This window comes from Ruegeria sp. YKSF070 (genome assembly GCF_059612725.1).
Genome location: NZ_JBXWRD010000007.1, coordinates 42318 through 54534, shown reverse-complemented (window position 1 = coordinate 54534; position 12217 = coordinate 42318). Strand labels below are relative to the sequence as shown.

Genomic DNA, 12217 nt, shown 5'->3' with positions numbered 1-12217 from the left:
TGCCAAGTCTTTTTCCCGGATTGGCCTGAAGAGTTGACCAGTTTCGTGCGCAAAATGAAATCCGGCCAAGGCGCAATAGGACTTTAGTATGGCTCGTGCCTCTCATGCGATGCCGTTTGGATGGCGCGTTCGGGGGCTTTACCGGCGGGCCGGGCTGGGCCAAGCTCGGCCCCGGGCGAAAGGGGAGCGACATGACCGAGACGTTGATTTTGTGCGATTGCGGCGGCAGCCAAAGCCTGGACCGCGAACGGATCGCCAGCGGTTGCGGTGCTGCCTGTTCGCGGGTCTTTCGCGCGCTCTGCACCGACGAGATCGGCAAGGCGGCAGAGCTGATGCAGGCGGGCGATGTGGTGATCGCCTGTGGCCAGGAACAGGCGGTGTTCACCGATCTGGCCGCTGAACTTGGAGTCGAAACGCCCGGCTTTGTCGATTTGCGCGACCGCGCGGGCTGGTCGGATCAGGGCGCACAGGCAACGCCCAAGATGGCGGCGCTGGCCGCCGAGGCGCTGATGCCCGTTGCAGCCCCACCCGCGGTCGACGTGATCAGCGAGGGCACCTGCCTGATTGCCGGACCGGCGGATGTGGCCTGCGGTCTGGCTGAACAGCTGGCCGGGGCGCTGGCGGTCACGGTGCTGCTGAGCGACGAAGAACCGCCACTCAGCCGGGCCTATGACGTGGTGGCGGGACGGCTGACGCGGATCGAGGGGGCGCTGGGTGGCTTTCGCGTCCGGATCGACGGGTTCCGTCAGTTGATGCCGGGCGGGCGGGGTGCCTTTGCCTTTGACCCGCCGCGCAATGGCGCGCAGTCGGCCTGCGATATCGTGATCGACCTGACCGGAGGAACGCCCCTTGTCCCGGCACCCGACAAGCGCGAGGGCTATCTGCGCGCCGACCCGCGCGATCCGCTGGCGGTGGCGCGGCTGGCGCTCGAGGCAGTGCAACTGACCGGCACATTCGAGAAACCGCTCTATGTGCGGCTCGATGACAGTCTCTGCGCTCATTCGCGCGCCGGACAGCGGGGGTGTTCCAATTGCCTCGATATCTGCCCGACCGGTGCAATCACCCCGGCGGGGGACCATGTCGCGATCGACCCGATGGTCTGTGCCGGCTGCGGCGCCTGCGCGGCGCTTTGCCCCTCGACCGCGATCACCTACGAGGCACCGACCGTAGCGACGCTCTTGGCGCGGATGCAGCGGCTGGCACGGGCCTATCGCGGGGCAGGCGGGGTGGCGCCGCGCTTGCTGGTGCATGATGCCCATGGGGCCGAGATGATCCGCCTTGCGGCCCGGTTCGGGCGCGGGTTGCCCGCGGATTTGATCCCGCTGGAGCTGGGCACCGTTTCGGGCCTGGGCCATGCCGAGATGCTGGCGGCGTTGGCGCATGGGTTTGCCAGCCTCTCGGTCCTTATCGGCCCCCGCACCGAGCGCGACGCGCTGATCCGCGAACAGGCGCTGGCCGAGGCGATTGCAGGGGCGGGCCGGCTGGAACTGCTCGACATTGCCGATCCCGATGCGCTCTCGGATCACCTCTATACCGCGCCGGTGCCGGAACCGCTTGCGGACCCGGTCCTGCCGCTTGGCAACCGGCGCCAGATCTCCCGGCTGGCGGCGCAGGCCCTCAATCCCGGCGGGCCGGTGCTGGATCTGCCGCAAGGCGCGCCCTATGGCGCGGTGGCCGTTGATACAGATGCCTGCACGCTCTGCCTCAGCTGCGTGTCGCTTTGCCCGTCGGGGGCGCTGATCGACAATCCCGACCTGCCACAGCTGAACTTTCAGGAGGACGCCTGTCTGCAATGCGGCATCTGCCGGACCATTTGCCCGGAACAGGCAATCGCGCTGGTGCCCCGGCTCGACCTGTCCGATGCGGCGCTGGGGCAGCAGGTGCTGAACGAGGAAGAGCCCTTTGCCTGTATCGAATGCGGGACGCTCTTCGGGGTGCGTTCCACCGTCGAGCGGATCATGGATAAACTGGCCGGCTCACATCCGATGTTTTCTGAAAGCGCCCAGGCCCGCATGATCCAGATGTGCGACAATTGTCGGGTGGGCGCACATTTCGAGCAGGAAAACAATCCCTTCGCATCCAAGCCCAAACCAAGAACCGTCACAACCGAGGACTATTTCACCAAACGCAAGGATCACTGATAGGCGCCCTTTTCTTCATTTCGCCCCAAATACTCCCGCCGGAGGCGCAGATTTTTCGGCGAAAAATCTGCTGGGCGCCCGGCCTCGACCGTCGTGCGTGTCACTTCAAAATAAGCGGCGCACCCAGATCAGCGGCGCCGGTGGCCGCGACAAAGGCCAGGATCGCCTCCAGTTCGTCGACCGTCACCGTCACCGGATGGATCGGCGGCGGGCGTTCGGCGTCAAATGGCGCGGTGATGCCCGGTATCTGGGTAAAGGCCGGATGCGGGCGCAGCACATAGAATTGCTGAAACCGCGCGTCCCAGTCGGGCAGGCTGCGCAGCACCGCGAAAGACGGGGTCGACCCGATCCCCTTCATCCTGTTCTCGGCGCCTGTCACGTGGCAGCGTCCGCATTTACCCTGGGCCAGGCTGGCCCCAAGCGCCGCGTCGCCCTCGAAATCGACAATCTCATCCGCCGCCGTTTCGTCCCTCAGAACGACGAATGCGGGTCCTTCGGCGGGGGTAAAGCTTTCGATGGTGCGCTGACCGATCTCCGAACGCATCCAGTCGCGAAACCGCTCCTGTCGTGGCTCGGCCGCTATCTGGAGCAGATAGACCGTATCGCCCTGCCGGAACACGCGGGTGCCATTGCCCTCGCTGACCAGTCGCATGGGTCCTGCCGGGTCCGCGACAATGCGGATTCCGGTCTTGAGCGAGAAGCGCGGCAGAATATGTTGCAGAAGACCCGACCGTGTCACGGCCTCGGGACTGGCCAGACCGATTGCCTCCTGCGCGATGCAGGGGGTGGCGAAGGCGAGCAGGCTGAGGCACAAGAGGGCATGTCGCATGTCACGCAGCCTAACGGCGGCGCGGGCACTGCGTCAAATGACGCGTGGGATACAGGAGAGACCGGGCCATGAGCGGCGATTACAACATGTCGATGCGCAAGTTCCTCAAGCAGGTGGGCGTTACCGGCCAGCAGGCGATCGAAGAGGGGTTGCGCAAGGCGGGCAGCCCCGAGGGCGGCAGCTTTCGCGCCCGTGTGGTGCTGACGATCGAGGGGCTCGATGTCAGCCACGAGGTCACCGGCCTGATAAAGGACGGTGACGCATGAGCCTGCGCGAGGCCGTTCTGGCCAATCTCAAGAAGATCACCGACCCGGTGTCCGGACAGGATATCGTCAGTGCCGGCATCGTGCGCGCGCTCAATGTCGAGGGCGACACCGTGCGCTTTGTCATCGAGATCGACCCCAAGCTGGCCGAGCGGATGGAGCCGGTGCGCGCCGCCGCCGAGAAGGCCGCCCAGATGGTCGAGGGTGTGACCAAGGTCTCGGCCATGATGACGGCGCATTCCGACAAGGCGCCGCCCGAACTGAAGCCGCGCGCCAAGGCAGCGCCGCAGGGGCCGCAGCCGGTCGCCGGTGTCGATCGCATCGTGGCGGTCGCCTCGGGCAAGGGCGGCGTGGGCAAGTCCACCGTCTCGGCCAACCTCGCCTGTGCGCTGGCCGCCGAGGGGCGGCGTGTCGGGCTGTTGGATGCCGATGTCTATGGCCCCTCGCAGCCGCGGATGTTGGGCGTGTCGGGCCGGCCCGCCAGCCCGGATGGCAAGACCATCCTGCCGCTCAGGAACCATGGCGTCACGATGATGTCGATGGGGCTGATGACCAACGAGGGGCAGGCGGTGGTCTGGCGCGGTCCGATGCTGATGGGCGCGCTGCAACAGATGATGAACCAGGTGCAATGGGGCGGCCTTGACGTGCTGATCGTCGACCTGCCGCCGGGCACCGGCGACGTGCAGCTGACACTGAGCCAGAAATTCGCGGTCGATGGGGCCATCATTGTGTCGACGCCGCAGGACGTGGCGCTGATCGATGCCCGCAAGGGCATTGACATGTTCCGTCAGCTCAAGACCCCGATCCTGGGTATGATCGAGAACATGTCGACCCATATCTGTTCCAATTGCGGGCATGAGGAACATGTGTTCGGTCATGGCGGTGTCGCGGCCGAGGCCGAGAAACTGGGCGTGCCGCTGTTGGGAGAAATCCCGCTGCATCTGGATATCCGGGTTGCCGCCGATGGCGGCGCGCCGATCGTGGTCAGCAAGCCCGACAGCCCGCAGGCCGAGGCGTTCCGCAGGATCGCCCGTGACCTGATCGCCAAGGGCCAGGCATGACTGCGCCCACCTTTCCGCCGCTGATGCAGGGCGTCGCCGCCCAGGGGGGCGACGATCCGTTCGAGCGGGCGCGGGCCATGGCGGCGCTTGGCTGTGACGGCGGGACGGTGGTGCACAGTGTACAGGCCGACCGGCTGCGCGCGGCGTTGGTGCTGGCGCCCGAGGTGGCGCTGGCCGAGGCGATGGCGATGCTGCCGCTATGTGCGGTGGGATTTCAGAACGCGCTGGGGGCGCTGGCCCCGCCCGAGGTGGCGGTGCATCTGGACTGGGCCGGCGATATCCATGTGAACGGCGGGCGCTGCGGGCGGCTTTGCGTGGCCGCCTCGACCCGTGATCCTCAGGCGCAGCCCGACTGGCTTGTGATCGGGCTCGACCTGGCGCTGCTGCCCACCTCGGACATGCCCGGCGCGCATCCCGACGAGACCGCGCTTTATGAGGAAGGCTGCGCCGATGTGGCCGCCACCACCCTGCTGGAAAGCTGGACCCGCCATGTGATGACCTGGATCAACCGGTGGGAGGACGAGGGCAACGCGCCGCTGCATGCCGAATGGCTGGGCCTGGCGCGCGGCGTCGGCGAAGAGATCACGCGCGCTAACTGCAGAGGAACCTTTCTGGGTGTCGACGGGCGGTTCGGCATGCTGATCCGTTCTGGTGCCGAAACCCGGCTGATCCCGCTGACCGATCTGTTGGAGGACCCCTCATGAACCTGGCCCGTGCCATTCATTTCGACGAAAGCGACCTGAGGGTCTTTCACAGCCCGGCGCGCACCGGCGAATGGTGCGTCTCGGGCGGGTTCGAGTTTTCGAACTGGTCCGAGGCCGATCTGGAGGGGAAGGCGCGACAGGCCTTTGCCAATGGCTGGCTGGGGCTGGAGACATTCGGGAGGGTCACCTTCGTTGCGGTGACGCGGATCGAGGAGGGCGAGGTGGCGGCGCTGGCCGAGAACCTGGCCCGCCATTTCGTAAGCCATTACGGCGCCCCGTCGGTTGAGGCGGCGCTGGAGGTGGCGCGGGGCGAGATCGCGCAGATGGCCGATCTGTGTGACGCGCACGACCCCAACACCCTGTTGACCGTGGCGCGCGAGCTGACCGAGGCGGGCGTGCGCGAGGCCTATCGCACCATCCAGCCGCAAGAGGCGGAACTGGATCTTCTGGCGGTACACGCCACGCCGGACGAATAGCCCGCCGTTCGGGGAAATCCACCGCCATTGCGAACCCACTTGCCGAGAGAGGAGGGTGTTGAAACAATACGGCTGGGATCCCGAGGGGGCAGGAAAGCGTGAAACTTACCGATGAAGAAGCGGACCTGATCTTTTCAATCATGCGAGATCTGAGTGGCGAATTCGACCATTCCGAGGTGCGCCGCCGTGTCGGGCAAAAGATGCTCGACCTGCTCAAGGCCGACTATTTTGCCTCCTATGTCTGGGACGACGACCGACAGCAATTCGTCTCATGTGTCCAGATCAACATGACCAATGACAACCTGCGCCGCTACGAGGGCTATTTCCAGTTTCACGACCCGATCACGCCCACCTTGCAAAAACGCAAGAAGGCGACGCCGGTCAGCGAGGTGATGCGGCATGACCGTCTGGTCAGGACCGAGTTCTTCAACGATTTTCTCAAGCAGGACGGTCTGTGTTATGGGCTGAATTTCTTTGCCTATGACCGGGGCGACAATATCGGTGACCTCAGGATCTGGCGCGGCTCCAATCGCGAGGATTTCACCCCGCGCGATGCCCAGATCGTCGATGCGGTGGGGCCGAGCCTGGTCAATGCCCTGATCCGGGCGCGGACCGCCCAGGTGCAGATGCCGTCGCTGCGCTTTGCCCAGATCGCTGGCGATCTGGGGTTCACCGTCCGCGAGGCCGAGGTGGCCGATCTGCTGGTGACTGGTCTGACCGATGACGAGATTTGCGGCAAGCTGGGGTTCTCCAAGCCGACGCTGCGGTCGCATATCGCTGCGATCTTTCGCAAATCGGGTTTGAACCGGCGCACCCAGTTGGCCCAGTTTCTGGCCGAGAAAAATCATCATTTGTGATGATAGGCAGCTGACCGCGCCGCTTTCTATCCTGTCCTCCAGTCATCAGGGAGGCAGGAATGGCGCTGGATTTGGAACGTCTGGATGCAGTGGGCGCGGTTGCCGCGATCCGCGAAGGGGTAATCTCGGCCGGCGACTATGCGGCGGCACTGGCCGAGCGGGCCGTGCGTCACGCGGACCTGAATGCGCTGCATAGCTTTGACGCGGCACGGTGTATCCGAGCGGCGGAAGAGGCCATTACCTCCAATCCGGACGGAAGGCTTGCCGGGCTTCCGGTCGTGGCGAAGGACAACATCAACACTACCAACTATCCGACTTCGGGCGGGACGAGGGCGTTGCTCGGTCATACACCGGCGTCCGACGCCGGGGTGGTGCGGCGGATTACCGGCGCGGGTGGTTTCATCGGGGCAAAGGCAGGCATGCACGAGCTGGCCTTCGGCATAACCTCGAACAACGCGGTCACAGGGGCCGTGCGCAATCCGGCCGACCCGGCACTGATCCCCGGTGGCTCCTCCGGGGGAACGGCGGCGGCCATCGCGGCGGGCATCTTCCCCGCCGGTCTTGGCACCGACACGGGTGGGTCCTGCCGGGTGCCCGCTGCGCTTTGCGGTGTGGTGGGCTTTCGACCGACCACCGGGCGCTATGACGGCGATGGCGTGGTGCCAATCTCTCACACGCGCGACACCGTTGGCCCGTTGGCCCGTAGCGTGCGCGATATCGCCCTGTTCGACAGCGTGCTGTCCGGGGTGTCGGAGAGCACCGCCGAACTCGCGCTGAGCGATGTCACTCTGGGGGTGCCTCGGCAGATATTCTACGACGGGCTCGATCCGGATGTTGCCCGGGCTGTCGAGGCACAGCTTACGACCCTGTCCGCCGCCGGCGCGAAGCTGGTCGAGGTCGGTTTCGATGCGATCTGGCCGCATAACGAGGCCTTTGGCTTTCCGGTTGTGTTTTACGAGGTTATGCGTGACCTGCCCGCGTATCTGGCCCTTCACGCCCCTGAAGTGTCCTTTGAAGCGCTGGTGGCCGATATCGGCTCCGCCGATGTGGCCGGAGCCATCGGCAGCCAGCTTGGCGATCAGGCGATGCCCGAAGCGGCCTATCGGGCGGCGATCGAGGTGCATCGCCCGGCCATGCGGCAAATCTACGGTCAGGTGTTCGAGGAACACGGGCTTGACGCCATCGTCTTTCCGACGACTCCACTGCCTGCACGCCCCATCGGCGATGACGAGACCGTCGAACTGAACGGCGAACGGGTGCCGACCTTTACCACCTATATCCGCAACACCGACCTGTGTTCGAATCTCGGCGCTCCGGGGATTTCGCTGCCCTGTCCGATGTCTTCGGGGTTGCCGGTCGGAATCGAGTTCGACGCCCTGCCGGGGCAGGACCAGGCATTGCTGGCCCTGGCGCGGGCTGTGGAACACGCAATGGCGCAATAGACGCCGAACTCACCAACGGGAGAACCATAATGTTGAAAACGATGACTAAACTGTTCTCTGGCGCCGCTCTGGCGCTGGGTTTTGGCGCGGTATCCGGTGCCGCCGATATCAAGGTCGGGGTGCTTGTGCCCGACTCCGGTCCGGCGGGTCTCTTCGGGCCCTCGACCCGTAACGCGGCCCTTCTGGCCGCCGAGAAGATCAACGCCGAAGGCGGCATCAATGGCGAGCGGATCGAACTGCTCTTTGCCGATGTCGGCGTACCCCCGGCAGAGGCGGCACAGGCGGCGCTGCGCCTGTGGAAGGGGCAGGGCGCGCAGGCCTTTGTCGGCATGCACGATTCTGCTGTGCGCGAGGCGCTGATCGGGCGGTTCAACGGACAGGTCCCCTATGTCTATACGCCGGTCTACGAGGGCAATTCCTGCGCCGACGGGCTTTATGTCACCGGCGAGACACCCAGCCAGCAACTGGCGCCGGTGATCCCCTATCTGACCGAGCGCGAGGGGGTCTCGAAATGGTACCTGATCGGTCATGACTATAACTGGCCCCGCGATACCAACGCGCTTGCAAAGGGTTACATCGCCGAGGCGGGCGGCGAGGTCGTCGGCGAGGAATACGTGCCCTTCACCGTCAGCGAATTCGACTCGTCGCTGCAACGCATCCGCGAGAGCGGCGCCGACGCGGTGCTGATCACGCTGGTCGGCGGCGGCTCGGTCGGGTTCAATGTCAGCTTCGCGGGGTTCGGTCTCGACGATCAGGCGATCCGGCTGGGTACCCTGATCGAAGAGAACACGCTGGCCGGTATCGGCGCCGCAAATGCCGACCGGCTCTATTCCAGCGCGGGCTATTTTGCCGCGATCGAGACCGAGGCCGCCGCCACCTTTGCGGCGGAATATGCGGCGGAATTCGGGGCCGGGGCGCCGGCGCTCAACGGGCTGGGGCAATCGGCCTACGAGGGTCTGATGCTGCTGGCCGCGCTGGCAGACAAGGCCGGCAGTCTTGACGTGGCCGCGATGGATGCCGCCGCCGAGGGCACCACATGGACCACGCCACGGGGCACCAACACCCTGACCGGGCGGCACATGGCGCAGACGGTCTATCTGGCCGATGGCAGCGGCGGTGCCTTCGAGATCGTCGCCGCGTTCGACAATGTCGCGTCGTCCGAAGCCTGCGCGGACTGACCGGGCAGATGTCCTCTGTCCTGCTGCTCAACCTCGCCTGGCAGATCAGTACGCTTGCGCTGGTTGCCCTAGGGCTTGCCATCGTGTTCGGCAAGCTCGGGATCATGAACATGGCGCATGGCGAATTCGTGATGATCGGGGCCTATGCCCCGGTCATTACCGCCTCGCTGGGGCTGCCGGGCTGGCTGCAACTGCCGGTCTGCCTGCTGACCGTGGCAGCGGTTGCCCTTTTGCTGGAACGCACCATCATCCGGCACCTCTATGGCCGGATGTTCGACAGCCTGCTGGCCACATGGGGTATCGCCATCCTGCTGCGCGAAGCGGTGGAGCTGATCTTTGGCCGCGGGTATCAATCGGTCAACCCGCCCATCGCCGGCACGCTCAGCCTGTTCGGCGCCGAATATCCCGCTTACCGGATCGCGGTCATCGCCGGCATCCTAGCGGGGTTCGCGGTGCTTTACTGGTGGAACGCGCGCTCTCGCGTGGCGACCCGGATCAAGGCGATGGTCGGCAATCCCGACCTGGCCCAGGCCATCGGCATCGACACCGCGCGCCTGTCGGCGGGCGCTTTCGTCTTTGGCTGCACGACCGCCGGTCTGGCCGGGCTGATCCTGGCCCCGACCATTCGGATCGAGCCGATGATGGGGCTCGATTACCTGATCCGCTCCTTCTTTGCCCTTGTCGTCGGCGGGCTTGGCAGTCTGGAAGGTTTGGCCATCGGCGCAAGCGTCATCGCCGGAACCCAATCCGTTTTGGGCGCGGTTGCCAGCCAGACCCATGGCTATCTGGCCGTCCTCGTCCTTTCCATTCTCTTCTTGTGGCTGAAACCTGATGGTCTCCGTTCTTCTTCCCGCTAGCCTGCTTTTGGCGGCCCTGCTGCTGATCCCGGAACTGTTCGGCGATTTCGCGGCCTATCAGATCGGGCTCTACCTGATCTATGGCATCGCCGCGCAGGGGATCGGTTTCCTCTGGGGCAAGACCGGGGTGCTGCCGCTGGGACAGGCGCTGTTCTTTGGCATCGCCGCCTATGCCACCGCCATCACCCTGCGCGCCGATCTGGGGTTGATCGCGGAGCTGTCTCTGGCGCTTGGCGTGTTGCTGGCCATCGCCCTGTTCGCCTTTGTCCTTGCCGCGCTGATCTTTCGGGGCCGCAACGAGAGCGGTCCCTATTTCTCGCTGATCACGCTGGCGCTGGTGATGATCGCCGAACAGATCGCCGGTACCGCGACCGGGCTGACGGGTGGGTTCAACGGATTGAGCGGGTATCGGAGCCTTGGCAATCTGGACCCGTTCGGCGGGTTCTATCACGTCATCGTAGCGGTCGCGGTTTCGGTCAGCCTGCTGTTGTTGCTGCTGAACCGGCTGCCCGTCAACCTGATCGCGCGGGCGGTGGCCGATAACGAGCCGCGATTGCAGTTGCTGGGCTTTCCGACCCATGCGCTCAAAGGGGCGGCCTTTGGCTTTTCCGCCGTCATCGCCGCGCTGGCCGGGGGGCTGTTCGCCTCGCATCAGGGCATCGTGACGCCAACTGCGACCGGGTTCGGCCTGTCGGCGGAACTGGTGATACTGACCGCCGTCGGCGGGCGGTTCCATGTGTTCGGCCCTCTGATCGGGGCGATCTGCGTCGGCTGGGCTTCGGCCGAGCTGCGCAACAGCTTCCCTTATTGGGAATTGCTGATGGCCGCCACCTTCATCCTTGTGGTGTTGCGGGCGCCGGGTGGCATTGCCGAACTGCTGGACAGAGCCCTGCGGCGCATCCGAGCCAAGCGGGCAGGTACCCCGCCCGCGCCGCTTGCTGCGCCGCCCGCGCGGGTGGCCGATCTGTCGGGGCCGCTGCGCTTTGACGATGTGCAGTTGCGGATTGGCCTGGTCCGGATCCTGAACGGCGTCACCTTCGAACTTCCGCGCAAGGGCATCGTCAGCGTGATCGGGCCGAATGGGGCCGGCAAGACCAGCACGCTCAACACGATCACCGGCAATCTGCGCATCACCGGCGGGCGCATCCTGCTGGGAGCGCATGACATCGCCTCGCGCCCGCCGCACAAGGCACTGCGCAGCGGCATCGGGCGCAAGTTGCAGGTTCCGTCGGTGTTCTTTTCCATGAGCGTGGCCGAAAACCTCTCGATCGCGATGATGGCCAATCGCGCAGGCCTGAGAGACCTGTTGCGCCCCGCCACCTTTCGCTGGCGCTCGGATGCGCTGACCCGGCTGCTCGAGACCCCGTCGGTGCCGCTCGGCGCCGAAGCTGAACAGCCGGTCAGCCAGCTGCCGCAGGGCCATCGCCAGTTCCTGGAATACGCCATGACCATCGCGGCGGAACCGCCTGTCCTGCTGCTGGATGAACCCTGCGCGGGCCTGTCCCCGGATGAGACCGCGCTGATGACCGACCTGGTACGAGACTATCAGGCGCAGACCGGCGGTCTGGTCATCGTCATCGAACATGACATGAGCATCGTCGAGGCGATCTCGGACAAGGTGCTGGTCTTGCATCTGGGGCAGGTGCTGGCCTATGACAGCTATGCCGCCGTGCGGCGCAGCCCGGCAGTGCAGGCCGTCTATGCCGGAGGCACGAAATGAGCGCGCTTTTGGAGATCGACCGGCTGACCGGTGGCTATCGCGATACCAATGTAGTGTTCGACCTGTCGGCCCGGATCGCGGCGGGCCAAATCCTGGGCGTGTTCGGCCGGAACGGGGTGGGCAAGACCACGCTTGCGCGGCTTGTACAGGGCAGCCTGATCCCCGCCGCGGGCGAGATCCGGTTTCAGGGCCGCACGGTCACGACCCTGCGCCCGCATCAGCGCCGCGGGCTTGGCATCGGCTACATGCCGCAGACCGGTATGGTGTTCGATGACCTGACGGTGGAGGAGAACCTGACGCTTGGCCGGACCCGCGAGGCGCCGGACCGGTTCCTTGACCGGTTCCCGAGGCTGGGCGAACGGCTGGAGCAACCCGCCGGTACGATGTCAGGTGGCGAGCGGAAGATCCTCGCCTTTGTCCGCGCCATGATCGAGGACACGGTGCTGATCGTTCTCGATGAACCCTCCGAAGGCGTGCAGCCCGAGAATATCGAATTGATGGCCGCCTGCCTGAAAGAGCGGTCGGCGGCTGGTGCCGCGATCATGCTGTGTGAGCAGAATCTCGGGTTTCTGACCGGCGTCGCGGACAACTATCTGGGCCTCGACGCGGGCCGGGTTGTGCTGAACGGCCAGGCGGGCGGGGTCTCGCTGACCGAGTTGCGGGCGGTTATCAGCCTATAGCAACAGGCG

12 protein-coding genes are annotated in these 12217 nt (G+C 65.5%); 11 read left to right on the top strand and 1 reads right to left on the bottom strand.

Going from position 1 to position 12217, the window contains the following annotated elements:
* Window positions 1-191: 191 nt before the first annotated feature.
* Window positions 192-2141: a 4Fe-4S binding protein gene (locus AC2FL1_RS05550; RefSeq protein WP_496876241.1), complete on the top strand. Its 1950-nt coding sequence runs from the start codon at window positions 192-194 to the stop codon at window positions 2139-2141.
* A gap of 100 nt (window positions 2142-2241) precedes the next feature.
* Here AC2FL1_RS05550 and AC2FL1_RS05545 read toward each other — a convergent pair whose 3' ends face one another.
* Complete coding sequence (locus tag AC2FL1_RS05545) at window positions 2242-2970, bottom strand: hypothetical protein (RefSeq protein ID WP_496823962.1); 729 nt, start codon at window positions 2968-2970, stop codon at window positions 2242-2244.
* A gap of 68 nt (window positions 2971-3038) precedes the next feature.
* On the opposite strand from AC2FL1_RS05545, the gene AC2FL1_RS05540 reads away from it, so the two are divergent.
* The 10 genes from AC2FL1_RS05540 to AC2FL1_RS05495 all read left to right on the top strand — a co-directional run bounded on the left by AC2FL1_RS05540 (window position 3039) and on the right by AC2FL1_RS05495 (window position 12208).
* On the top strand, window positions 3039-3236 hold the full coding sequence (locus AC2FL1_RS05540) for a DUF6494 family protein (RefSeq protein ID WP_234136550.1): 198 nt from the start codon (window positions 3039-3041) through the stop codon (window positions 3234-3236).
* Entirely contained in the window at window positions 3233-4294 is a 1062-nt protein-coding gene (locus tag AC2FL1_RS05535) for an Mrp/NBP35 family ATP-binding protein (protein ID WP_496876240.1), read from the top strand. The genes AC2FL1_RS05540 and AC2FL1_RS05535 overlap by 4 nt, the downstream gene beginning before the upstream one ends.
* A complete protein-coding gene (locus tag AC2FL1_RS05530; protein WP_496876239.1) occupies window positions 4291-4998 on the top strand; it encodes a biotin/lipoate--protein ligase family protein in 708 nt (235 codons plus the stop codon). The genes AC2FL1_RS05535 and AC2FL1_RS05530 overlap by 4 nt, the downstream gene beginning before the upstream one ends.
* Window positions 4995-5474, top strand: coding sequence for a DUF6505 family protein (locus tag AC2FL1_RS05525; protein ID WP_496876238.1), 480 nt, complete (start codon window positions 4995-4997; stop codon window positions 5472-5474). The genes AC2FL1_RS05530 and AC2FL1_RS05525 overlap by 4 nt, the downstream gene beginning before the upstream one ends.
* Window positions 5475-5572: 98 nt before the next feature.
* Entirely contained in the window at window positions 5573-6331 is a 759-nt protein-coding gene (locus tag AC2FL1_RS05520; protein ID WP_496823954.1) for a helix-turn-helix transcriptional regulator, read from the top strand.
* Window positions 6332-6390: 59 nt separating this feature from the next.
* On the top strand, window positions 6391-7773 hold the full coding sequence (iaaH, locus tag AC2FL1_RS05515) for an indoleacetamide hydrolase (RefSeq protein ID WP_496876237.1): 1383 nt from the start codon (window positions 6391-6393) through the stop codon (window positions 7771-7773).
* Window positions 7774-7814: 41 nt separating this feature from the next.
* Window positions 7815-8951, top strand: coding sequence for a substrate-binding domain-containing protein (locus tag AC2FL1_RS05510; RefSeq protein ID WP_496823951.1), 1137 nt, complete (start codon window positions 7815-7817; stop codon window positions 8949-8951).
* An 8-nt stretch (window positions 8952-8959) separates the two neighbouring features.
* The gene (locus tag AC2FL1_RS05505; protein WP_496876236.1) at window positions 8960-9808 is read left to right on the top strand and encodes a branched-chain amino acid ABC transporter permease; all 849 of its coding nucleotides are present in this window, start codon (window positions 8960-8962) and stop codon (window positions 9806-9808) included.
* On the top strand, window positions 9783-11528 hold the full coding sequence (locus AC2FL1_RS05500) for a branched-chain amino acid ABC transporter ATP-binding protein/permease (protein WP_496876235.1): 1746 nt from the start codon (window positions 9783-9785) through the stop codon (window positions 11526-11528). Before AC2FL1_RS05505 ends, AC2FL1_RS05500 begins: the two co-directional genes overlap by 26 nt.
* Window positions 11525-12208: an ATP-binding cassette domain-containing protein gene (locus AC2FL1_RS05495; protein WP_496876234.1), complete on the top strand. Its 684-nt coding sequence runs from the start codon at window positions 11525-11527 to the stop codon at window positions 12206-12208. The genes AC2FL1_RS05500 and AC2FL1_RS05495 overlap by 4 nt, the downstream gene beginning before the upstream one ends.
* The last annotated feature ends 9 nt before the right edge of the window (window positions 12209-12217 follow it).

What these genes read in the sequence shown, in the direction of transcription:
- AC2FL1_RS05550 (WP_496876241.1), top strand. Translation starts at nt 192, where the DNA reads ATGACCGAGACGTTGATTTTGTGCGATTGCGGCGGCAGCCAAAGCCTG.
- AC2FL1_RS05545 (WP_496823962.1), bottom strand. Translation starts at nt 2,970, where the DNA reads ATGCGACATGCCCTCTTGTGCCTCAGCCTGCTCGCCTTCGCCACCCCC.
- AC2FL1_RS05540 (WP_234136550.1), top strand. Translation starts at nt 3,039, where the DNA reads ATGAGCGGCGATTACAACATGTCGATGCGCAAGTTCCTCAAGCAGGTG.
- AC2FL1_RS05535 (WP_496876240.1), top strand. Translation starts at nt 3,233, where the DNA reads ATGAGCCTGCGCGAGGCCGTTCTGGCCAATCTCAAGAAGATCACCGAC.
- AC2FL1_RS05530 (WP_496876239.1), top strand. Translation starts at nt 4,291, where the DNA reads ATGACTGCGCCCACCTTTCCGCCGCTGATGCAGGGCGTCGCCGCCCAG.
- AC2FL1_RS05525 (WP_496876238.1), top strand. Translation starts at nt 4,995, where the DNA reads ATGAACCTGGCCCGTGCCATTCATTTCGACGAAAGCGACCTGAGGGTC.
- iaaH (WP_496876237.1), top strand. Translation starts at nt 6,391, where the DNA reads ATGGCGCTGGATTTGGAACGTCTGGATGCAGTGGGCGCGGTTGCCGCG.
- AC2FL1_RS05510 (WP_496823951.1), top strand. Translation starts at nt 7,815, where the DNA reads ATGACTAAACTGTTCTCTGGCGCCGCTCTGGCGCTGGGTTTTGGCGCG.
- AC2FL1_RS05505 (WP_496876236.1), top strand. Translation starts at nt 8,960, where the DNA reads ATGTCCTCTGTCCTGCTGCTCAACCTCGCCTGGCAGATCAGTACGCTT.
- AC2FL1_RS05500 (WP_496876235.1), top strand. Translation starts at nt 9,783, where the DNA reads ATGGTCTCCGTTCTTCTTCCCGCTAGCCTGCTTTTGGCGGCCCTGCTG.
- AC2FL1_RS05495 (WP_496876234.1), top strand. Translation starts at nt 11,525, where the DNA reads ATGAGCGCGCTTTTGGAGATCGACCGGCTGACCGGTGGCTATCGCGAT.